Here is a 23,679-nt window from a genome sequence, read left to right as displayed (position 1 = left end):
GTTACTTGAATTTCATCTTCAGACTGTTTAATAGTATTTTTTGCCAAAGCACTTTGTGCTCAATTATAATAAGTAAAACACGATGAAAAATATAATCAACAAAGTCTATATCGTGCCTGATTATCAGGCCACCTCAAATGACCATTGGTATCCGTGGCTGAGTCGCCAACTCAAAAATGTCGGTGTTGATTCAAAACGGATTATGCTGGCCAATCCTTTTCAGCCTGATCTAGAAGAATGGCAGCAGAATCTGAAACTGCATATTCCACATCTGGATGAGCATACGTTTTTAGTTGCCCATGGCCTGAGTGGACTCAGTGTTTTAAGTTTTTTACAGCAACATTATCTCCAGCAGCACCGCAAGATCGGCGGGGTCATTCTGGTTTCAGCTTTCGATACACCGCTGGTGGCCTGGTCGGAACTGAATAAAATGCTGCAGGCGACACGACTGGATCTGAACAACCTGCCGTATAGCTATAAACGCGCGGTCATGCTGATCTCCAGTAATGATCCTTTTGTACCTGCACCGGTTTCCTTGCGCTTGGCCCACAGCTTAAATGCTCAAATTTTTGAGATTAAAAAAGCCGGACATTTTAACAAATGTGATGGATTTACCGAATTTCCTCAATTGCTCGAAATCATGAAACTGTGTCTGGCAAATGAGCCGCAAAATGCTGCAAACCTTTAAGCAGAAGATCAGGTTCAATCCTCGGCTGATACGGCTCAAGATGCTGGGCAAACACTGGAGCATCTCCACCGGTTAGTACCAGCTGTGCCGGAAAATCATGCAGCACTTTTTCAATGGTGCTGAGCAGACCGAGCAGAATGCCATGATGTACTGCATCGATGGTATTGCGTCCGGGATTGAGCTCAGAAAATGCGGCATCCGGAATTTTAATGCCTTTGGTATTCTGAATTAGTGCATCACGTTGCAAATATAAATTTGGCAGAATAAAACCGCCTAAATGTTGTTGTCCTTGAATCAGGTCAATGGTCAGCGCTGTACCACAACTAATCACACAATAATTCTCATGAGGCTGGGTCGCGACAGCAAGTACCTGTAGCCAGCGGTCAATCCCCAGTTGTGCGGGTTCATCATAGCCACAAATCAGGCCAGCATATTGGGCCTGCACCTGAGCAAAAATCACTGGAATATGCAGACCATCTAATATACTAAGAATGCGCTCATTATTGGTTTTGTCCTGAACCGAAGACAATCCGACCTGATCCAGATCCAGCGTTTTAAAGTGCTGGATCAGGCCAAGTAACAAATCGGCAGGGGATTGTAAATGTAATTCCGCTGCATGTTCAATGATCTGATCTTGTTCGGTAATCCAGTATTTGAGTCGGGTATTGCCAATATCTAGCCATAGTTTCTTCATGGATTATGCCTGTTCAAGGATTATTTTTGAGCCGTAATTGACCTTGGTAAAAGATGTGGACACCTGTTTCAGTCACGATTTTAACCGCGCCATCATCCTGAATACCCAGAAATTTTCCTGAATATTGCCCTTGCAGATCGGTAAATTCAACCCTCTCTTGGATAAAAGCGGCATGTCGATTGAAACGACCAGACAGATTCTGGCTGCCATAACTAAACCATTGTCCGGCTTGCTGAATCGCCAGATACAGTTCTGCAATCAGCTGAATGCGTGAACCCGGATGCAGGCCCAACTCATTCAATGAGGTCACTTGCTGCTCGGGAACCTCAGCAGACATTGGGCTGAGGTTGATCCCGACCCCGACCACCACCTGCGTAGGTGAAATCGGTTCCACCAGAATGCCGCCCCATTTGCCTTTGACGCTATACAGGTCATTCGGCCATTTTACTTGCAAGTCCAGCCCTTGTAGACTGGGCATTTGCAGGATATTTAACGCAATTTCCAGAGCCAAACGGCCATCGATGGGTTTTTGTGTATGCAGCAATGTGCTTAAATAGATATTCCCTTCAGGTGAAATCCACTGACGCTGGCGCTGTCCACGGCCTTGGGTCTGCACATGGCTGCAGACCAGAACCTGCTGTACCCCCTTGGTTGCCAATTCCCGCACATCGTCATTGGTCGATGTGGTAATCGGTTTGATGAGCAATACTTCCGGAAGCTGGCCTGCATCGCTTAATCGTTGTTGCAGTTCACGAGTTTCTACATCCATTTGAATCTAAACGTGGTAAATATCGTTATGGAGTTAATCATATATTTATTGATTGGTGCAATTGCAGGATTTACCGCTGGCCTGTTTGGGGTTGGTGGTGGTTTGATTATTGTGCCGATTCTGTACATTGTTTTTACCCAGCTCCAGTACGATCCCAGCGTGATTATGCACATGGCGGTGGGGACTTCTCTGGCTACCATTATTGTCACCTCGATCAGTTCTGTCATGGCGCATCATCAAAGAGGTGCCGTGTTGTGGTCGGTATTTCGTAATCTGGCACCCGGCTTGATTATTGGTTCCTTCCTGGGCGCAGGGATTGCTGACTATTTATCTGGTCAAGGCTTGCAGCTGTTGATCGGGTTCTTTGCAGTCTGGGTGGCATTTAGAATGTTTAAAGGTGCCAATGTCCAGGTTGATCCAAACAAAAAGCTGCCATCAACCCCGCTACAGCTTGCGGCGGGTGGCGGTATTGGTGTGGCATCCGCGATCTTTGGCATTGGCGGCGGTAGTCTGACCGTACCTTTCCTGAATCGCTGCGGTATTGTGATGCAAAAAGCAGTCGCGACCTCTGCGGCTTGTGGCTTGCCGATTGCCGTGGCAGGCGCACTTGGTTTTATCTGGTTTGGTCAGAAGGCGCAGGTCGAGGTACCAAATACGATTGGTTATATCCATATTTATGCCTTTATTGGCATCAGCATGATGAGCTTTTTTACTGCCAAACTCGGTGCAAAAGTAGCACATCTGCTTTCACCGGCAATGCTGAAAAAATGTTTTGCCGCACTGTTGACCACCGTCGGTCTGTACTTTATCTATCAGGGTTTTATGGCCTGATTTAATATTTTTCGGCTGAGCTGATGGATTGCATAAGGAGAATAGGTGACTATTCTCCTTTTTTCTCAGCTTGAGTTGGCTGTACAGACACAAGATTGTCTGACAATGTCAAAGTATTCCTTGCTAAAAATCTGTCTAATAGTGCAATAGTCCGAGTGAAGGGCTAAACCAGTATCCATAAAAATAAAGACAGGAATGGTATGGCATTAGAAGAAGCGCACAGTTTGTCTGAGCAGATTGCCAAGCATATCAGTGAACAGATTATTCGCGGTGAGCTGGTCGAAGGCGAACGCATACAGGAACTCAGGATTGCTGCCGAGCTGGACGTCAGTCGCGGCTCGGTCCGTGAAGCACTGCTGTTGCTGGAACGTACCCAACTGATTGAAATCTATCCGCGTCGTGGTGCAATTGTATCGGAAATGTCGGCCTTGCAGGTTCGTGCCTTATTTGACATCACTTCATTATTACTCGGACAGATGGTGCACCGGATGGCGGAAACCTGGCGAAGTCATGAAGCCGAGCGCATTCAGCTATTATTAGAACAATTAGACGCAGAAACTCGCCAAGGACATACAGAAAAGTTTTATGATCTGATCTTTCAGGGCATGGCCCAGCAGCATGAGATGGTCGGAAATCCCTATCTGATGCGCTACTATCAGGAACTATTACCTTGCTTGCGGCGCAGCTATTTTTTGACCCTGAATATTTCCAGACGTGAGTTACAGGAATCTTTCGACCTGTTTAAACTGGTCACTGAAGCAATTTTGATACGAAAAACCCATCAGGCCGCTTTATTTATGGAAGATTTTTGTCGACACTTGCGCAACCTTGTGTTGGAATCTCTGACACGGATGAAACAAATTGAACTCGCGTGGGCCAGACGCTCACGACGTTAAATCAGGACACTATGCGTTTAAGCAGTTTAAAACTTTCAGGCTTTAAATCTTTTGCCGACAGTACCACTTTACATTTTAAAGATAATCGTACTGCGGTGGTGGGACCGAACGGGTGTGGTAAATCCAACGTCATTGATGCCATACGCTGGGTCATGGGCGAGTCCAGTGCGCGCCAGCTACGTGGTGGCAGCATGCAGGACGTGATTTTTACCGGAACTGCCAAGCGTAAACCGGTGGGCATGGCCAGTGTGGAACTGCGCTTTGACAATACCTATGGCAAGCTGGGCGGTGCTTATAATGCCTATAATGAACTGGCAGTACGCCGCCAGGTCAACCGCGATGGCAAGTCTGAATATTTCCTGAATGGCAGCAAATGCCGGCGTCGTGATATTACCGATATTTTCCTAGGGACTGGGCTTGGGCCACGCTCCTATGCGATTATTGAGCAGGGCATGATTAACCGTCTGGTCGATGCCAAACCGGATGAAATGCGGGTCTATATTGAAGAAGCTGCCGGGGTTTCGCGTTATCAGGCACGGCGCCGTGAAACCATGCTGCATCTGGATCACACCACGCAAAACCTGTCGCGTCTGGAAGATATTGCCTCTGAACTGAAATCTCAGTTAAAAACCCTGAAACGTCAGGCTGAAAGCGCGATTCAATATAAGCAACTGGAAGCACAGATTTGCAGCATCAAGATTGAAATCCTGTCTTTCCAGTGTGAACAAAGCCAGCGCTTGCAAGAAGAATATACCGTGGAGATGAATACTCTCGGAGATAATTTTAAGCTGGTGCGTTCCGAGCTGACTACGGTTGAACATGATTTAGGTCGTACCAGTGAACTGTTTCAGCGTCTGATTCAGCAATCGACACCTTTGCAAAGTGAATGGCAACAGGCCGAGAAAAAACTGGCCGAACTGGAAATGACCTTGCAGCAAAAGCAGTCTCTGCTCGAGCAAAATTCCACCAGTCTGGTCAAGCTGGAACAGCAAAAAGCTCAGACCAAAGAGCGTTTGCAATTGATTGAACTGCAACTCGATACCTTGCAGCAACAAGCTGAAGATCAGCAGGCACAATTGCAGCAGCAAGATGGCCAGAATCAGGCGCAGAGCCAAAATCTGGCTGATCTCAAATCACAACATACAACAGTCGCGGCACAATTTGCCCAAATCAAAACTCAGGTCGAACAGCAGCAGCAGCGTAAATTACAAATGTTGGCTCAAAGTGAACAACTAGCCAAGAATATTGAGCGGATTGAACAGCAAAAACAGACCGTACAGCAACAGAGCATACAGATTCAGCATCAAGCGCAACAAGATGAGCTAGAGCAATATCAACAAGACAAGACTGAGATCGAACAGCAGCTATTCACATGTGAAGCGCAACGCACTGTATTGCAAGATCAATTGGCTCAAGTTCAGACCGAGCAGGCAGAACAGCAGCAGTGCTTGATGCAGTTAAAATCTGAAATTCAGGTGCTGCATTCAGAACAGAAAAACCTCAGTCAATTGCTGACCAAAGCCAATCCACATGCCAAGGCCGATGCACTACAGCTAATGCATGTACTTAAGCTCAACGATGCAGGCAAAGACCATGCAAAGCTGATCGAAAAGTTTCTGGCAAAATGGCTGTCTGCCCAGATTCTGGCAGAGGGTGAAAACTTTCTTGAAGATCGGGCGCGTCAGTTAAAGCCATATACTGTGCAAGATGAAATTCAACTTGCCAATACGCTGTCTCTGGCCGACTGGATTGAATCTCCACAGTATTCACTGTGGCAGCAGGTTGCAGTTGTAGATTCATTAGCGCAAGCCTTGAAACTTCAAACTGGGCTTTTGCAAGGTCAGACCCTACTCAGTCTGGATGGCTATCAGGTTGGGCCTGATTGGGTGATTGCGCTGGATTATGATGAATCGAGCCAAGCCGCTCAGGGCGCATTGAGTCATCGTATCCGTCTGGAGGAAATCGAGCTTCAGTTATCAGCACTGAATACCCAACTTAGTCAGGCTGAAGAGCAGCTGCCTGAACTGAATCTTCGGATGAAGGAGTTAAAAACCCAGATTCAAACGATCAGTGAGCAGTACAAGCACACACAAAAGCAACTGCAACAACTCGATGTCAATATTGCCAAAGTTCAAAGTAGTGCTCAGGCTTTCGCATTACAGAAGCAGCAATTACAGCATCAGCTGCAACAACTGGATGAGCAGCTAGAAGAAGATGCCATGCAGAAAGACGATCTGGAAATTGACCTGCATGCCCTGAATATCAAGTTGGAGCAGGCGCTACCGAATTATAAAATCCTGCAATTCCAGCTGGAAGAATTGAGCACTCAGTTAGATGACTCGCAGCAGCTGAGTCAACAGGCTCAACAGGAGCTGGAGTTGTTACGCCGTCAAAGTGTACAGAGCCAGCAGCAGATTGAATTGCTGGAAAAAGATCAGGTATTTTTAATAGAACAGTATCAACAAATTAATCTACAAATCGAGCAAGCCAAGAAATTTGTCGATCCGGTACAGCTGGAATTGCCTGCTTTACAGAGCCAGTTTAATGAACAGGCGCAGATCACTGAAAAGCTGCAAAAAACCTGGGCCGACTGGCAGATCGAATTAAATCAGGTGCAGAGCAAGCAGCAGCAGTTGACTGAACAGCGTCACAGTTTCCAGCAGCAGGATGAAAAACTGCGTACAGCACTGGAAGCCAAACGTCTGGCCTGGCAGGCAGCCAAATCTGATTTGCAGCATTATTCAGAACAATTAAAAGAACTGAATCATGAAGTCATCAGCGGTTTAACTATTGATGTCAAAACCCATCAGGCGAAACTGGAAAAAGCTCAGGCGCAGTTCGATAAGCTCGGTGCAGTGAATCTGGCGGCTTCTGAAGAATATGAAGAAGTCTCGAAACGCTATGAGGAACTGAGCCACCAGATGCAGGATCTGGAAAATACTGTGGAACAGCTACAAGCTGCGATGAAAAGTATTGATCAGGAAACCCGCAAACTGTTTATGCACACTTTTGATCAAGTCAATGCCGAACTGCAAAACCTGTTCCCGAAAGTATTTGAAGGGGGCGAGGCGAGTTTAAGTCTTGAAGATGGATGGCAATCGGGTGTAAAACTGATGGCCCGACCACCGGGTAAACGTAACAGCTCCTTGGCATTACTCTCCGGTGGGGAGAAGGCTTTAACTGCATTGGCACTGGTATTCGCGATTTTTCGCTTAAATCCGGCACCTTTTTGTGTACTCGATGAAGTCGATGCACCGCTAGATGATGCCAATGTGGGACGTTTTTGTAATTTAGTCAAAGAGCTTTCTGAACACGTGCAATTTATTTATATTACCCATAACAAACTTGCAATGATGATGGCGACTGATCTTTTAGGTGTAACCATGCCTGAACCGGGAACCTCAAAATTAGTGACAGTAAATTTGGAACAGGCAAAAGAATACGGCTTAGCTGCGGAGGTATAATATGGAAATCACCACCATTATCGGGATTGTTATTGCAATTATCATCATGCTGTTGGGCATTAGAATGCTGCTCAAAAAACCTGTAGAGGCAGTCCCTTCACTGGATGCTAACCTGCATATCGATCCGGATAGCCAGACCCCTGTCATTCCTCGGCATGTACGATCGCAACTGGCAAAGCAGAACGCAGATCCGGCACAACGTATAGAGCCGAGCCTGAGCGTAGAAGAAAAGGCTCCTGAAAAACCCTCGGCATTTCGCAAGCCTGAACCGAATCTGGCTGAGCCAGCAGTGCTTGAGACAGCTGCAGCGGTCGAGCCGAGTCCAATGACCGAAGCTGAAGTGGTGGCAAGCTCTGCAACTACAGAACCAGCCGAAACATCACTGGAGCAAAAGCCGGCCGAAGTAGAAGCGGAAAATAACCAGCCTGAAAATAAAGATACAGCTACCGAATTTAGTCTGAACAGCAACATCGAAAAAGCAGAAATTTCTGAATTTAATGATGAAAGCAGTATTCTGGATGCCCATTTGCATGAGCAAAAAATAGTGGATGAAGAAAGTGCGTTATCCAGTGCTGAAACCATTATTTCTCTGCATATCTATCCGCAAGGCCGTGTACTTTCAGGCGATAAGACCCTGAAAGTTTTACTCAAATATGGTCTGCGTTATGGCGAACTGGCCTGTTTCCACCGTTATAGTGAAGATGATTCAAAACTGCTATTTTCGGTACTGCAAATGACCGATACGGGTATGGAAGGCTTTGATCTGGAAACATTGTCGACTCAGGAAGTCAAAGGTCTGGCTTTCTTCCTGGCTTTACCGCATAGCGATGTACAAAATGCCTTTGATACCATGGACAGTATTTCACGTCTGATTGCCCGTGAAGTCGATGGTCTGGTCTATGATCAGAACCAGCAGGAATTTACCCCACAATTACGTGAATTCTGGCGCCATCAAGCGATTGATTATCGTGCCGGTCAACCGACAGAAGTTTAAGCACTTTTGTTCAATCTCCAAGTTGAATCTGGAGACTGCAATTTTTATAATAGCCAAAAGCTGAATATTCTACAGGGCGGATTTTCCGCCCTTTTTTATGGTGAAATTATGACCCAAGATGCCACTGTCATTGCGCAAATGCGTCAACTGATTCAACTGCTTGCCAAGCATAACCATGCTTATTATGTGATGGATCAACCGAGCATTGAAGACAGTGAATATGATCAGCTCTTTCATCAGCTTAAAGCCCTAGAACAACAATATCCCGATCTGATCCAGTCCGATAGCCCGACCGATAAAGTCGGTGGGCAAGCACTTTCAAAATTTGTCACCGTTACGCATGCTGTTCCAATGCTGTCCTTGGGCAACGTCTTTCATCAGGACGACCTGTTTGCTTTTGCCCGCCGTATTGAAGAGCGTTTGCCGAATCAAAAAATTGAATATGATGTTGAGCTGAAATTTGACGGTCTGGCCATTTCCCTGTGGTATGAGCATGGTGTCTTGACCCGTGGTGTGACCCGCGGTGATGGGGAAACCGGTGAAGACATTACCCAGAATGTCCGAACCATTCGCAATCTGCCGAAGCTGTTATCAGCAGTGAATGGCATCATTCCCGATTTGTTAGAAGTACGCGGCGAAGTATTGATGCCGAAATCGGGCTTTGAAAAACTGAATGCCGCCAATGCAGCAAAAGGTGAAAAGACCTTTGCCAATCCGCGTAATGCCGCGGCAGGAAGTTTGCGCCAGCTCGATCCGAATATTGCCGCATTACGGCCACTGGCTTTTTATGCTTATGGAATTGCACAATGCGTACCGCATCATGGGCAAGGCACAATGTCTGCCAGTCTGGAATGGTTACATCAGTTCGGTTTTGCGGTTGGCGAGCGTCACTTTATCTGTGACAGTATCCAGGACGTGCAAAAAGTCTATGAACAGATCATTGAGGAACGTGCCAGCCTCAGTGTAGAAATCGATGGCATGGTGATTAAAGTCAATGACCTGAAACAGCAGCAGCAACTCGGTTTTCTGAGCCGGGAGCCGCGTTGGGCCACCGCTTATAAATTCCCCGCAGTTGCAGCACTGACCACGGTTGAAAATATTAACTGGCAGGTGGGACGTACTGGTACATTAACGCCAGTGGCGCGTTTGAATCCGGTCGCGGTCGGCGGCGTGACTGTTTCTAATGTGACCCTGCATAATATTGGTGAAATTCACCGTCTCGATGTACGCATTGGCGATACGGTCAGTGTTTACCGCAGTGGTGATGTGATTCCTAAAGTCGAAAAAGTCTGGCCGGAATTCCGTCCGGTAGATACCGTTGAAGTGCATTTACCAGAAAAATGTCCAGTCTGTGATTCACCGGTAGTGATGCCTGAAGGTGAAGCTTTGGCACGTTGTTCGGGTGGACTGTATTGTGCCGCACAGCGGATTGAGGCGATTCGTCATTTTGTTTCGCGCAAGGCCATGGACATTGAAGGTCTGGGGGATCGCTGGGCAGAATCTTTGCTGCATCTAAATCTGCTGAAAGATGTCTCGGATATTTACCACCTGCATGAACATCGTGAGACCTTGCTCGGTATTGAAAAGATGGGAGCCAAATCGGTTCAGAATTTAATAGACTCTATTGAGAACAGTAAGAAAACCACATTGGCCGCATTTATTTATGCACTCGGTATTCGTGGCGTCGGTGAAACCACAGCACGTATGCTGGCCAATAACTTCCAGACACTGGAGGCACTGCGTCAGGCAGATCTGGAGGCATTAAAGAAAACTCCGGATGTGGGCGCTATTACTGCTGAATGGATTCTGGATTTCTTCCAGGCACCGCATAATCTGGAAGTTCTAGACCGTTTACTGGCCGCGGGCATTCACTGGGATGCGCCAGTTGCACCGACCCGTCAGCCACTCAATGGCGAAAGTTGGGTCGTGACCGGAACCTTAAGCAGTATGGGGCGCGATGAAGCGACTCAATTACTTCAGGCACTGGGTGCGCGAGTCAGCGGCAGTGTATCCAGTAAAACCAAATGCGTGGTAGCTGGTGAAAAAGCCGGTTCTAAACTGGACAAGGCAGAAAAGCTGGGTGTAACGGTCATCAATGAGGAACAGTTCATTGCCCTGATGAAAGAGCATGGGCAAATCGAAGACTAATCAGTTCTAAACAATGACTTAAATAAAAAAGACACTAAGGATGATGAGTCTTGAGGTGTCTTTTTTATTGCTAGTTCAAAACTATAGGTGAATGAGAGGGGGGAGGATAGACAAATACAAGGACGGGTTCGGCAATGTGAGTTGAATTCACGTACAATATCGATTCATTCGCAGGTATAGATCCTGCCTTATTGATTCTGTTCTCCCGTTGATGATTGACATACACATGGCTCAAGCAAAGAAATCTTTTCTGCAACAAAAATCGCAATTACATGCACGAAATCTGCATCGCAGTCGTTACGATTTTCCTCAGTTAATCAAGAGTTGTCCGGAACTTGCGCCTTTTGTCAGCCCGAATCAATATAACGATCTTTCAGTCAACTTTTCTGATCCTCAAGCTGTGAAAATGCTCAATAAAGCATTGCTCAAGCATTTTTATAGTATTCAATATTGGGATATTCCTCAAGATTATCTTTGTCCACCTATTCCGGGTAGAGCCGACTATATTCACTATTTGGCGGACTTGTTGAGTGATAGCAATAAAGGTCAGATTCCAACAGGACACGCCGTTCAGGTATTAGATATTGGGGTGGGCGCGAACTGTATTTATCCGATTATTGGTCATCGTAGTTATGGTTGGAAATTTGTTGGCTCAGACATTCATCCTGCATCGGTTAAAAGTGCTCAATTTATTGTGGAGGCAAATCCAAATCTCAGGAAGGGGATTCAGATTCGATTGCAAAAGACACCGAGCAATATTTTCAAAGGTGTGATTAAACCTTCAGATCGTTTTGATTTGACCCTGTGTAACCCACCATTTCATGCTTCGCAAGATGAAGCAAATGCCACAGCAACGCAAAAATTACGCAAACTTGGCAAACCGGTTGATCGGTCTAAAGTGGTGTTAAACTTTGGTGGACAAAAGAACGAACTGTGGTGTGACGGTGGAGAAGAACGCTTTGTTTGCCAGATGGTACAAGAGAGCACACAGTTTGCTGAGCAATGTCTTTGGTTTAGTACACTGGTTTCTAAGAAAACCACATTGCCTATGCTGTTAAATACCTTGCGTAAGTGCGGTGCAGTGGAGGTAAAAACCATTAAAATGACGCAGGGGCAAAAAGAGAGTCGTTTTGTGGCTTGGACTTTTCTAGATGCAAAGCAACAGCAAGCGTGGAAAAATGCGCGTTGGACTTCTGCTTAGCTTGTTTTTAGGCAGGAATAGTGAGCTTGTGGGCGCATAAGTCGTTGTAGTAGCTCAAATTTAATCTGACAGACACAATAAAAAATCGGTAACTGTCAGATCAAGTTTGAGCTAGTACGATTAAGGAATATATTTTTTCACCACACCATCATCTAGTAATTGCTGGAAGTGCTCGACCAGACTCTCTTTCACCGGACGATATTCCAGACCGAGTTCATCCTTACTTTTCTGAGCATTAAAGAAAATTGGATAACCCATATTCAGTTCTACAAATTTGCGGCTAAAACCTGCTACAGGCCCGAACAGTTTAAAGGCTGCTTTAGGCAGTTGATTGCGTGGGAACGGAAACTTATTGCCAAAATGTGCCCGTAGAATTTGGCCCATTTCCAGCAGGCTCAAGCTTTCACTACAAATGATATAACGACCATGCGCTTGCGGATTAAATGCAGCACGGATATGCGCTTCAGCGACATCCTGAACATCGACCACGCCATTCCACATCGGTGGAACGCCAAGCAGCATCATGCCGTTGGCAAATTGCTGCAAGACTTCGACACTGCCCGACTGAGTAGTTGGTGTTAGGGATTGACCAAAGACTAGCGCTGGATTGATACAGACCAGATCCCAGCGATCTTGCGCTTCAGCCATTTCCCAGGCTTTACGCTCTGCCATGACTTTGGAATAAGGATAAGGCTGATGCGTGGCCGAACTGGTGGTATTCCAGTGTGATTCATCAAAACTGTTATTTTCAGTCTGTAGAATATCAATGGCATCGCCATAGGTGGATGCGATACTCGATGTGACGATCACGCGTTTCACTGATTCGGTCTGATTGACACTATTCAGTACATTTTCAGTGCCTAACACCGCAGGTTCAATAATATCTTTGACTGCATCTTTATAGTTGGTGACCACAAAAGGCGAGGCCATATGAAAGACAATTTCACAACCTTGCATCGCCTGATCAAAAGAGCCTGGGCTTAATAAATTGGCCTGAAATAACTTAAGAGTTCCCGGCGTGCTGTCGGCAATTTTTTCTAAATGAGCAAAGCTTTTACTTTTATTCAGGTCACGCACCGTAGCATGTACGGTATAGCCTTGCGTGAGTAATTTCTGGATGACCCAGCTGGCAATATAACCCGATGCACCGGTGACCAGAACAGGTGCTGTTGTATGTGGATGTGTCATATTTAAACCGTTGTTGTTTTAAATTTGTCTGAATGATAAGCGAAATTTATGCATTAAGTACGCCAAATCGGTGATGTTTATACAAAAATAAGCAATCTTGCGGGTTTTAATGAATACTTACAAATCTTAACTGATGCATTTATCCGGTAGATTCTGCTTAAAGTGAATAGTCGTGACAGTGCAAAGTATTGTTTTATAAATGGGAATTAGTCTTGATCGAACTGTAAATGCAAGTACTTCTCATTTTAATTATATAAAAATCATATATTTAACCAATGTTAGGCTTTGCAAAATCTTTTGAGTTTCTCCATAATAGCCAGATAAAGGCAGGGAGTAATTCAAATGCGCGGTAATCCAGAAGTCGTAGATTATTTAAATATGTTGATCGGTGGCGAACTGGCTGCTCGTGACCAATACTTGATTCACTCTCGGATGTATGAAGATTGGGGTTTAACCAAAATCTTTGAACGTATCGACCATGAAATGCAGGAAGAAGCCCAGCATGCGGATGCGATTATCCGCCGTGTATTGTTCCTTGAAGGTACACCGAACATGCAACGCGATGACGTTGAGATTGGTGAAGATGTCGTAAGCTGCCTGAAAGCCGATCTGAAACTTGAATACCATGTGCGGGAAAAACTGGCACAAGGCATCAAGCTGTGCGAAGAAAAAGGTGACTATATCACCCGTGATATGCTGCGCCAGCAAATGTCAGATACTGAAGAAGACCATACCTACTGGTTAGAAAAACAGTTGCGTTTAATTGAACTGATTGGCTTGCAAAATTATATTCAATCACAGATGTAAAATCGGATTGAGAAAAAACCCAGCATATGCTGGGTTTTTTTTATGGGGTAGAAATTGAGGGTAATACTATTCTGGTTTCAGTTGGGACAATGTGGGGTTGATAAACATTGCACAAAGAATAGGATGATTGCATAAAGAGACATTTAGTGAGCAGTTGGTTATTATGAATTTCTGGGTTCTAAGATCAAGGCCATGTGAATTCTCTAAAAAAAAGCTTATTTATCTTTGTGTGAAGAGAAGACGAATCGGCGTTTTAAAGATAAAAATGACATAAAGGGTTCATTAAAAATATTTGGTTAGGCAGAATAAGGGCAAGTGCATAAAAATAAATTTTCTCGGTAGAAGTTGAAAAAATAGTTGTTTTTGAAGATATGAGATTTGCTTTGTCCAATTTAATTTCTCTATTCAGCTTTGATTCATAAATTGCAACAAATATAGGGCGTTAGGTTAAGAACTTCCTAGATCAATAAAACATTAAGATAAAAATAGGTATGACTTTGAAATCAGCAATGTTAAAGATGACCGTTTTAGCACTGACCATCGGATCGGGGGAGGCGGTCTTGGCAAAATCGCCTGCGCAGTCAGATAAAGTTTTAAATATTGCATTTGAAGCGCCTGATGACGGTTTTGATATGGTCAAGACCTATAATTTTTATAGTGGCAGTATTGCCGAAGCGATTTTTGAACCCTTATTACGCTACGACTATCTGGCACGACCCGCCACTTTAACCCCGAACACTGCGGAAGCCTTACCCAAGATCGAGCAGGAGGGCAAAGTCTATACCTTCAAGATTAAGCCTGGAATTTACTTTAGTGCTGATCCGGCATTTAAGGGCAAAAAACGTGAACTGGTTGTCGAGGACTATATTTACTCCATGAAGCGGGTGATGGATCCTAAAAATCATTCGCCGACCTTTTCGTTTATTGAGGGCAAAATTCTCGGTGCAGATGCTGCCATTCAGCAAGCCAAAAGTTCTGGTCAATTTAATTACGATGCGCCAATTGCAGGACTAAAGGCACTTGATCAATATACCTTGCAAATCACGCTCACGCGTTCCGACTTTAATTTCCCTTATATCATGGCCTATGTCACTTTTAGCGGTACCGCTAGAGAAGTCATTGAGCATTATGGCGCGCGTGCAGGTCAGCATCCAGTCGGGACAGGGCCCTATCAATTGCATAAATATGTGCCGCGTAGCCGGATTGAATTAAAGGCCAATCCAGATTACCGGGGATTTAGCTGGAATTTTAAGGGTGAAAATACGGCCTGGGATCAACGTCTGGTAAAAGAAATGAGTGGCAAAAAAATGCCGCAAATTGGGATGGTCAAGGTCAGTATTATTGAAGAAGAACAATCGCGCTGGCTGGCGCTGAAATCGGGTCAACTGGATTATGACCGGCTCACTGCAAGCGGTGCCGAACAGGCCCTGGTCAATAAACAGCTCAAAAACGAATACAAGCAAAAAGGCATTTTGCATTATCCAAATAAAGACGCAGAAATCACTTATACCATCATGAATATGCGCGATCCTGTGGTCGGTGGAAATTCACTAGAAAAAATCGCTCTGCGTCGGGCAATCGCCTTGTCTTATAACCAGAATGAAGCCATTAAACAGCTGTATAAGGGACATGCAGATAAAGCTGAAATGATCATTCCCGAAGGCGTGAATGGGCATAATCCAGCTTATAAAAATAGTATTGCCTATAATCCCCTCTTGGCCAACAAGCTGCTCGACCGTTTCGGTTATAAAAAAGGTGCAGATGGCTATCGGACTTTACCTGATGGCAAACCTTTGACACTGAAAATGAACTCGACCAGTTCCAGCTCTTCAGTGATTGCAGCCGAATTATGGAAAAAAAATCTGGATGCAGTTGGTCTACGTATTGAATTTAAAATCAGCAATTTCGCCGACAACCTGAAAGAAGCCACGCAATGTAAACATATGCTGTGGGGCGGCGCCTGGATTGCAGATTATCCGGAGGGTGAAAATTTTGCTCAACTCTTATATGGCCCAAATGCACAGCAGGGCAACCTGAGCTGCTATACCTCAAAAGCCTATGATGCTCTGTATCAGGCTGCCATGAAACTGCCACCAGATCAGCGTACGCCCTATTATGAAAAAATGAACCGGCAAATCGAAGCCGATAATCCCTGGATTTTACACAATACCCGGGTGCGTAACTGGCTGATTCATCCTCAGGTCAAAGGCTTTAAGGCACATCCAATCATGAACTCCGTTTGGCAATATCTCGATATTGAACCAGTCAAAAAATAAACCTATTTAGATGAAGAGTATGATGAAGGGAAATTTATCAAAGCAATTCAAGCAACTGACGGGTAGTGTTCTGCTGGGAAGTTTGCTCTGCTCGGGGATCGTTTCTGCATGGGCCATTAATCCTGCAGATCCTAACAAGGTGATTCGGGATGTTTTTCCGGTGGCAGAAACCGGATTTGATCCCGCCGCAACGCACGATGCCTATTCAGCCCGGGTTAATAGCGCGATTTTTGAAAACCTGTTTAGCTATGACTATCTGGCAACCCCAGCCAAGCTGATTCCTAATACCGCGGTTGCCATGCCAGAAGTCAGTGCAGATGGTCTCACTTATACCATCAAAATCAAAAAAGGCATTTACTTCGCCGATGATCCCGTTTTTAAAGGTCAGAAACGTGAACTGACGGCTTATGATTATGCCTATTCATTAAAACGTCTGATCGATCCCAACTTGCATTCACCAAATAGCTGGTTGCTGGATGGCCGGATTAAAGGGCTGGAAGCATGGGTCGCCTTAGGCAAAAAGAATGGCAAAGTCTATGAAAACCCCTTTGAAGGCATTCAAACGCCAGACCGTTATACCCTGATTCTGAAACTGACCCAACCGGATCAAAACTTTCCGATGTTACTGGCACATGGCCCGGCGGCTGCAGTTGCCCGTGAAGTTATTGAAAAGTACCGTAATAAAGCAGGCTTTGCGATGGACAAACCAGTCGGTACAGGCCCTTATTTATTGTCACGCTGGACTCCGGGTTCACGCATTATTTTAAAAGCCAGTCCGAACTACCGGAGTTTTGTCTGGAATTTTAAAGCCAGTAGCAGCGAAGACCAGCCTATTGTGGATGCATTGCAAGGCAAAAAAATGCCGCAAATTGGCACGATTGATATCCGGGTCATTGAAGAAGCCCAGTCACGCTGGTTGGCCTTTAATAAAAATGAACTGGACATGACTGAAATCGACGGCGATATGGTGGTTCAGGCGCTTGAAAATGGGCTACTCAAACCCTCCTTAAAACAAAAAGGGGTTCAGTTATCTAGGATTACCGATCCGCTGATTGGCTACCATTACTGGAATATGCAGAATCCTGTGGTCGGTGGGTTCAGCAAGGAAAAAATTGCGCTACGTCGTGCCATGGCCATGGCTTACTCTACCGACAATATGATCAGTGTCTTGCTCAAGGGCGATGCCAATAAGTTACAGATGCCGGTACCACCCGGAGTGGTTGGTTATTCACCGGATTATAAAAGCAGTATTCCCTATTCGGTCAAGGCGGCCAATATGCTGCTTGACCGTTATCAATACAAAGTCGGGGCCGATGGCTGGCGCAGACAACCCGATGGTAAGCCTTTAGAGATTGAACTGATTGTCGGTAATACCAGTCGTGGTCAGCAACAGGCAGAATTCTGGAAAAAAGCCCTGGACAATATTCAGATCAAGATGGTCAGCAAAGCCATGCCATTTGCCGAGGCGATCAAGCTGGAAAAACAGTGTAAGACCATGTTTAAAAGCTCGGCCTGGATTGCTGACTATCCGGATGCCGACAACTTCATGCAGCTTTTTTATGGCAAAAATGTCAATGTCACCAACAATGCCTGCTTCAAACATCCTGAATTTGACCGCCTGTATGAGCAAACCCAAAGCATGCCAGCCAGTCCTGAACGTGATGCAATCTATCGCAAAATGTCCCGGATTCTGGAAGTGAATATGCCGGTACTGATGCTATATAGCACCTATCGTAATGTCTTGTCGCAACCTCGGGTCATTGGTTATAAAAACCATCCGATTCTGTCTTCAGAGTGGATGTACATCGATATTGATAGCAAAAAGTAAGAAAAATCTGGAGATAAATATGAAATCGAAGTCTTTAAAATTAAGTAGTTTATGTTTAGTCATAATGGGGGGATATCAGGGGGTAGCGGCACAGACTCAAGCGCAGCTACTGCCATTATTTAAGGCAGCAGAGATTCCATCTTTATGTGATGCCAATCTGGCCAGCATGCAAAAAGATATTCAGATATTTGAAAATCAGAAAATTAAAAATAAGGCCAAGGCAGGGCCTTATCTGGCTGAATGGGATGAATTGCATGCCAAAGCCCGGGATTTTGGTGCAGCAGTCGGATTGTATAGTAATGTCGATCCAGATCCTGCATTGCGTCAGGCAGCAGATGACTGTGAGCTGAAAATCAGCAAGTACCAGACTACGCTGTACCAGAATCCGAAACTGTATGCCCAGTTCAAGAAACTGAAGGCCAGCGATCCGATTGATCAAAAATTCTTGCAAGATATTCTGGAGCAGTTTGAAAAAACAGGGGTACAACTCAGTGCAGAAAAACAAAAGCGCCTGAAAGACATCATCGAAGAATCGACCAAGCTGTCTCAGGATTTCGCCAAAAATGTACGTGATAATCCGCATAAAGTCGAATTTACCCCAGCAGAAATGAAAGGTCTGCCAGACAGCTATATGGCGGGGTTAAAGAAAAATGAAAAAGGCAATTATCTGCTTGGCTTTGACTATCCGGAATACCAGCCATTTATGGAGCTGGCAGAAAGTGATGAAGCACGCAAACGCTATCAGATGGCTTATACCCGCCGTGGGACAGAGCAAAACCTGCAATTTATGAAAAAAGCCATTGATCTGCGTTATGAGATGGCCCAACTTTTTGATAAAGAAAGCTATGCACATTCAGCCCTTAAATTTCGTATGGCAAAAACACCTGAAGCGGTGAATTCTTTTCTAGAGGATGTATATAGCAAAGTCGCACCTTTAGAGAAGCAAGATGTAGAGGAGTTACGCCAGTTCAAAGCCGAGGCCTTAAAAGTTCCACGAGAGAAAGCAGATATTACTCGCTGGAATCAGGGCTATTGGAGTGAAAAACTGCGTCAGGCCAAATATAAGGTCGATCAGGAAAAACTGCGCGATTACTTCCCGACCGAAGCGGCACAAAAATGGTTATTTGCTGTGTCATCAGAACTGTACGGGATTGATTTCAGGCCGATGAAAGTCAAGGCCTGGCACAATGAAGTGGAATATTATGCGGTACATGACACTGCCTCAGGTGAATTCTTGGGCGGATTATATGTCGATAAATACCCGCGTGAAGGTAAATATGGACACGCGGCCGTCTGGGGCGCCTATGGTGGCAGTACCCTGAATCAGCGTCGTCCGGTGTCGGTACTGGTCACCAACTTCAACCGCAAAGGTTTGAACAGCAACGAGCTGGAAACCTTTGTGCATGAAATGGGGCATGCCTTACACGGGATTTTATCGAAAACCCGCTATTCCGAACAGTCTGGTACATCGGTAGAGCGTGACTTGGTGGAAGCACCTTCACAGATGTATGAAGAGTGGGCACGCCGTCTGGAAACCTTATCAAAAGTGGCCGATTATTGTGAACCGGCTTGTCCACGTGTCGATGCTGCCATGACTGAGCGTCTCAAAGACGTAAAAAACTATGGTCGCGGTCTGCATTATGCGCGTCAGACTTTATATGCGCAGTACGATATGGCCTTACACAGTAAAGATGCCCTCAAGACCGACCCATTAAAATTATGGCAAGAGATGGAAAGCAAAACTGCCTTGGGTTATGTACCCGGTCAGCAGTTCCCGGGACAGTTCGGGCATGTGATGGGCGGCTATCAGGCAGGTTATTACAGCTATATGTGGTCCGAAGTGATTGCGCTGGATATGCTCTCTGCCTTTGGCGATCAGTTGATGGATAAAAAAGTCGGTGCGCATTATCGCAATACGGTCTTGGCACAAGGCGGACAAAAACATGGCGAGCAGATGGTGAAAGACTTTCTGGGTCGTGATCCGGACAGCAAAGCTTTCTTTAATGAAATCTCTGGAAAAAATTAAGGAAGGCAAGCGATGCTGGCATATATTATTCGACGGCTCTGGCAAATGATCCCCACCATGCTCGGGGTGATTTTGCTGATCTTCCTGCTGTTTAACTGGGTGGGGGGCGATCCTGCCTATATCCTCGCCGGTAAAATGGCCAATGCAGAACAGATTGAAAACATCCGGCAACAGCTTGGCGTGGATCAACCGTATTATGTGCAACTGTGGATTTTCATCAAGCAGATTTTAACCTTTGATTATGGGGTGAGCTGGAGTACCGGCGAGTCAGTGGCGCAAATTATTAGTACGCGTCTGGGACCCTCACTGACCATTCTGATTCCACTGACCATTTTGCAAACCATTATTTCCATCATTTTAGCCTTGGGTGTGGCGTCAGTTCGCGGCAGTCTGACCGATCGCATGATCATGATGCTGTGTACCATCGGTATGTCGATCAGTATTCTGGTCTATATCATTGTGTTTCAGTATTTCCTCGCTTATGAGCTGAGCTGGTTTCCGGTGCAGGGCTGGAGTGATAATTTTGCTGACAATCTTTTCAAATACGCCTTGTTGCCTGTACTGATTATGCTGGTGGTGAGTATTGCCCCGACCTTACGTCTGTACCGCAGTTTCGTACTGGATGAAGTCAATCAGGACTATGTGCGTACTGCACGGGCCAAAGGTCTGGGCGAAAGCCGGATTCTGGGCGTGCATGTGCTACGCAATGCTTCGATTCCGATTATTACCGACGTGATGGCCGGGCTTCCGGCACTGCTGATCGGTGCTTTCCTGATTGAGCGTTTTTTTGGTATTCCGGGGATTGGCCGTGAAGTGATTATTGCCGTAGAGCGTTCGGATTTCCCGGTGATTAAAGCGATTACGGTCTATGTTGCCGCTGCGACCATGATATTCAACCTGATTGCCGATCTGATCTATAAATGGGTCGATCCACGCGTACAGTTGAAGTAGGTGAATTATGCTGAGTGCGATATTTAAAAAAGAGCAACACGCTCAAGCCGTGCCTGAGTCTACTTCGACAGGATTATGGCAACTGGCCATGCGCCGTTTGAAACGTGACCGGATTGCCATGTTTTCCCTGTATGTGGTGCTGTTTTATTTGCTGCTACTTTTGCTTTCCATGAGCGGTTTTATTGCCAAGGACTGGAATAAAGAAGTGGCGGTCAGTTATGCACCGCCAAGTTTTATCAGTGCAGCGCCGGTGCCGGCTGTTTCCGGTGAAGAACAGGAAGCAGAATCGGTCGTTTTACCGGTCAATCCAGTCGATCCTTTAAAAGAGGTGATTGCAGAACTCAATGCTGAAATTGCTGCAGAGCAAAGTATGGGGGGCAGCATCGATTATTATGGTGTAACAGATCCGCTGGCAGAAGACATGCACGTCATTAACCAGCAGCTCGGTGGTCAGCTGATGGATCAGGACAGCGAATTAAAACAGAGTCTGATCTTTGGTGCGGATAAATGGGGACAGGATGTTTTACAGAAAACCATTAAAGGTGCGGAAACCTCGATTCTGGTCGGACTGGTTGCGGCTTTGGTCGCTGTGATCATTGGCACCGTACTTGGTGCACTTGCCGGTTATTTTGGTGGCTGGGTCGATGATCTCCTTAACTGGTTTTATAATGTCTTTACTTCAATTCCTTATTTACTGCTGGTTCTGGCAATTGCTGCGGTGTTACAACAGAAAGGGATTTTATCAATCATCCTGATTTTAGGTCTGACCGGCTGGACTGGGGTTTTTCGTCTGGTTCGTGCCGAGTACATGAAACATACGGCGCGTGAATATGTACTGGCTGCCAAGGCGATTGGGGTGAGTAATTTACGGCGTATGTTTGTACATATTTTTCCGAATGTCAGTCATATTGCCTTGGTACAAATGTCCATTCTGGTGGTGGCTTTTATCAAATCTGAAGTGATTCTCAGCTTCCTCGGTTTTGGCGTGCCAATCGGAGTAGTGTCTTGGGGAAGCATGCTGAATGAAGCGCAAAGCGAGCTGATTTTAGGGAAATGGTGGCAACTGGCCGCAGCCTCGATTGCCATGGCGGTATTGGTAACTGCTTTCTCGATGTTTACCGATGCACTCCGTGATGCATTAGATCCAAAACTGAAATAGGAGCGCAACGATGTCTGAAATCAATCCAAGCACAGCACCTGCGCTACTTCGCGTAGAAAATCTGCGAGTCAGTTTTAAAGGTGAAAATAAACAATATATCGAAACCGTGAAAGGGGTTTCTTTCGAGATTCCGGCCAATACCACAGTTGCACTGGTAGGCGAATCGGGAAGTGGCAAGTCGGTCACTTCCCTCGCCACTATGGGCCTGCTTCCGGCAGAAAGCGCACGTATTTCCGAAGACAGCCAGATCATCTTTGAAGGGAAAAACCTGCTCAAGCTTAAAACCCGTGAAATGCGCAAGATGTGCGGCAAAGACATTGCCATGATTTTTCAGGAGCCAATGTCTTCGCTAAATCCGGTATTTACGGTAGGCATGCAGATTGCAGAAATCTTGCAACTACATTTAGGCATGAATAAAAAACAGGCGCGGCAACGTACTCTGGAACTGCTCAAAGAAGTGGGTATTCCTGCACCTGAAACTAAAATCGATGCCTATCCGGGGCAGCTTTCGGGGGGGCAGCAGCAGCGGGTCATGATCGCCATGGCTATTGCCTGTGAACCGAAACTGTTGATTGCAGATGAACCGACCACTGCCCTGGATGTCACCATTCAAAAGCAGATTCTGGACTTGCTGGAATCGCTACGTCAGCGCCGTCAGATGTCGATGCTGTTCATTACTCATGATCTGGCTTTGGTGGGGGAAATTGCCGATCAGGTGATTGTGATGCGACATGGGGAAATTCGTGAACAGGGTTTGGTTCAGGACGTACTGGATCGACCTCAGGATATGTATACCCGGGCTTTATTGCATTGCCGTCCACAATTGTCGCAACGTCCGTTACGTTTGCCGATGATCAGTGATTTTATGAAACAGGATGGTTCAACCTGGCTGGACGATATCCACCTGAATACTCAACTTCCGCAACGCTCACGCGGACTCAAGGGCGGAGAAGAAATTATTCTGGATGTACGTGATCTGAAAAAATCTTTTTATAGCCGCAAAGGTCTGTTTGGCAAAGATGAATTTCAGGCGGTGAAAGGAGTTTCTTTTCAGCTGGCCAAAGGTAAAACCTTGGGGCTGGTCGGAGAATCCGGTTCGGGCAAAACCACCATTGGCTTGTTGTTGATGCGTTTGCAACAGGCAACAGGCGGTAAAGCGCTGTTTCAGGGGCGAGACATTTTGGCCATGTCTGAAAAGGAATTTAACCAGTATCAACGTAAAATCCAGATTATTTTCCAGAATCCTTATGCTTCTTTAAATCCGCGTTTTACCGTGGGGCAAATCCTGATGGAGCCAATGCAGATTCATAAAATTGGTCAGGATGATGCAGAGCGCAAGCAAATGGCTTTGGATCTGTTGGAGCGGGTCAGCTTGCCTGCCCAAGCTTTTTATCGCTATCCACATGAATTTTCCGGTGGTCAGCGCCAGCGAATTGCGATCGCGCGTTGCCTGACTTTGAAGCCTGAGATTTTAATCTGTGATGAGTCCGTCTCGGCGCTGGATGTATCGGTACAGGCACAGGTCTTGAATTTACTGCAAGATTTGCAGGATGAATTTGGACTCAGTTATATTTTCATTTCACATGATTTATCGGTGGTGAAGTATATTTCAGATCAGATCATGGTGATGAATCATGGGGAACTGGTGGAAATTGCCAATTCAGATGAATTGTATCAGTCACCACAACATGAATATACCAAGCGTTTACTCAGTGCCATTCCGCAGGGGATTCCACAAAGCGCCTGATACATAATGCAT

General features: G+C 45.7%; 17 protein-coding genes. 14 read left to right on the top strand and 3 right to left on the bottom strand.

Translation table 11 applies throughout. The features are described from left to right. The first annotated feature begins 82 nt into the window (after window positions 1-82). Entirely contained in the window at window positions 83-688 is a 606-nt protein-coding gene (locus tag KT990_RS01130) for an RBBP9/YdeN family alpha/beta hydrolase (RefSeq protein WP_180050605.1), read from the top strand. Here the strand turns inward: KT990_RS01130 and KT990_RS01125 are convergent. After that, window positions 639-1,382, bottom strand: a complete 744-nt coding sequence (locus KT990_RS01125; protein ID WP_180040317.1) for a type III pantothenate kinase — start codon at window positions 1,380-1,382, stop codon at window positions 639-641. The genes KT990_RS01130 and KT990_RS01125 overlap by 50 nt on opposite strands. Window positions 1,383-1,395: 13 nt before the next feature. Further along, window positions 1,396-2,151: a biotin--[acetyl-CoA-carboxylase] ligase gene (locus tag KT990_RS01120; RefSeq protein WP_074384114.1), complete on the bottom strand. Its 756-nt coding sequence runs from the start codon at window positions 2,149-2,151 to the stop codon at window positions 1,396-1,398. A gap of 27 nt (window positions 2,152-2,178) precedes the next feature. On the opposite strand from KT990_RS01120, the gene KT990_RS01115 reads away from it, so the two are divergent. The 6 genes from KT990_RS01115 (at window position 2,179) to rlmF (ending at window position 11,685) form a co-directional block, all read left to right on the top strand. After that, entirely contained in the window at window positions 2,179-2,982 is an 804-nt protein-coding gene (locus KT990_RS01115) for a sulfite exporter TauE/SafE family protein (protein ID WP_218208982.1), read from the top strand. Between the two features lie 200 nt (window positions 2,983-3,182). After that, window positions 3,183-3,878 (top strand): GntR family transcriptional regulator, encoded by a 696-nt coding sequence (locus KT990_RS01110; protein ID WP_074384116.1) that lies wholly within the window; start codon window positions 3,183-3,185, stop codon window positions 3,876-3,878. 11 nt (window positions 3,879-3,889) lie between these two features. After that, complete coding sequence (smc, locus tag KT990_RS01105) at window positions 3,890-7,342, top strand: chromosome segregation protein SMC (protein ID WP_218209364.1); 3,453 nt, start codon at window positions 3,890-3,892, stop codon at window positions 7,340-7,342. 1 nt (window position 7,343) lies between these two features. Next, window positions 7,344-8,336: a cell division protein ZipA C-terminal FtsZ-binding domain-containing protein gene (locus KT990_RS01100; protein WP_218208981.1), complete on the top strand. Its 993-nt coding sequence runs from the start codon at window positions 7,344-7,346 to the stop codon at window positions 8,334-8,336. A 108-nt stretch (window positions 8,337-8,444) separates the two neighbouring features. Continuing rightward, on the top strand, window positions 8,445-10,484 hold the full coding sequence (gene ligA, locus KT990_RS01095; protein ID WP_218208980.1) for an NAD-dependent DNA ligase LigA: 2,040 nt from the start codon (window positions 8,445-8,447) through the stop codon (window positions 10,482-10,484). 226 nt (window positions 10,485-10,710) lie between these two features. Further along, complete coding sequence (rlmF, locus tag KT990_RS01090; protein ID WP_218208979.1) at window positions 10,711-11,685, top strand: 23S rRNA (adenine(1618)-N(6))-methyltransferase RlmF; 975 nt, start codon at window positions 10,711-10,713, stop codon at window positions 11,683-11,685. Between the two features lie 120 nt (window positions 11,686-11,805). Here the strand turns inward: rlmF and KT990_RS01085 are convergent, their stop codons facing one another. Then, window positions 11,806-12,873 carry an SDR family oxidoreductase gene (locus KT990_RS01085; RefSeq protein WP_218208978.1) on the bottom strand — a complete coding sequence of 356 codons (1,068 nt, stop codon included), beginning with the start codon at window positions 12,871-12,873 and terminating at the stop codon, window positions 11,806-11,808. 342 nt (window positions 12,874-13,215) lie between these two features. Here KT990_RS01085 and ftn point away from each other — a divergent pair, with 342 nt between their 5' ends. The 7 genes from ftn (at window position 13,216) to KT990_RS01050 (ending at window position 23,667) form a co-directional block, all read left to right on the top strand. Beyond that, window positions 13,216-13,680 (top strand): heteropolymeric bacterioferritin subunit Ftn, encoded by a 465-nt coding sequence (gene ftn, locus KT990_RS01080; RefSeq protein ID WP_005095949.1) that lies wholly within the window; start codon window positions 13,216-13,218, stop codon window positions 13,678-13,680. Between the two features lie 518 nt (window positions 13,681-14,198). Beyond that, window positions 14,199-15,956, top strand: coding sequence for an ABC transporter substrate-binding protein (locus tag KT990_RS01075; RefSeq protein WP_218208977.1), 1,758 nt, complete (start codon window positions 14,199-14,201; stop codon window positions 15,954-15,956). A gap of 22 nt (window positions 15,957-15,978) precedes the next feature. Continuing rightward, window positions 15,979-17,784 carry an ABC transporter substrate-binding protein gene (locus KT990_RS01070; protein ID WP_100534764.1) on the top strand — a complete coding sequence of 602 codons (1,806 nt, stop codon included), beginning with the start codon at window positions 15,979-15,981 and terminating at the stop codon, window positions 17,782-17,784. Window positions 17,785-17,803: 19 nt separating this feature from the next. After that, entirely contained in the window at window positions 17,804-19,810 is a 2,007-nt protein-coding gene (locus tag KT990_RS01065) for a M3 family metallopeptidase (protein ID WP_180040307.1), read from the top strand. Window positions 19,811-19,822: 12 nt separating this feature from the next. Further along, window positions 19,823-20,761: an ABC transporter permease gene (locus KT990_RS01060; protein ID WP_005172401.1), complete on the top strand. Its 939-nt coding sequence runs from the start codon at window positions 19,823-19,825 to the stop codon at window positions 20,759-20,761. Window positions 20,762-20,768: 7 nt separating this feature from the next. After that, window positions 20,769-21,920, top strand: coding sequence for an ABC transporter permease (locus KT990_RS01055; RefSeq protein WP_218208976.1), 1,152 nt, complete (start codon window positions 20,769-20,771; stop codon window positions 21,918-21,920). 10 nt (window positions 21,921-21,930) lie between these two features. Further along, entirely contained in the window at window positions 21,931-23,667 is a 1,737-nt protein-coding gene (locus KT990_RS01050; protein ID WP_218208975.1) for an ABC transporter ATP-binding protein, read from the top strand. Window positions 23,668-23,679 lie beyond the last annotated feature (12 nt).

The sequence above is a fragment of the Acinetobacter sp. F9 genome, assembly GCF_019195275.1.
Lineage (GTDB): Bacteria > Pseudomonadota > Gammaproteobacteria > Pseudomonadales > Moraxellaceae > Acinetobacter > Acinetobacter pseudolwoffii.
The sequence above is the reverse complement of the archived record's forward strand: the minus strand, read 5'-3'. Positions and strand labels throughout refer to the sequence as shown.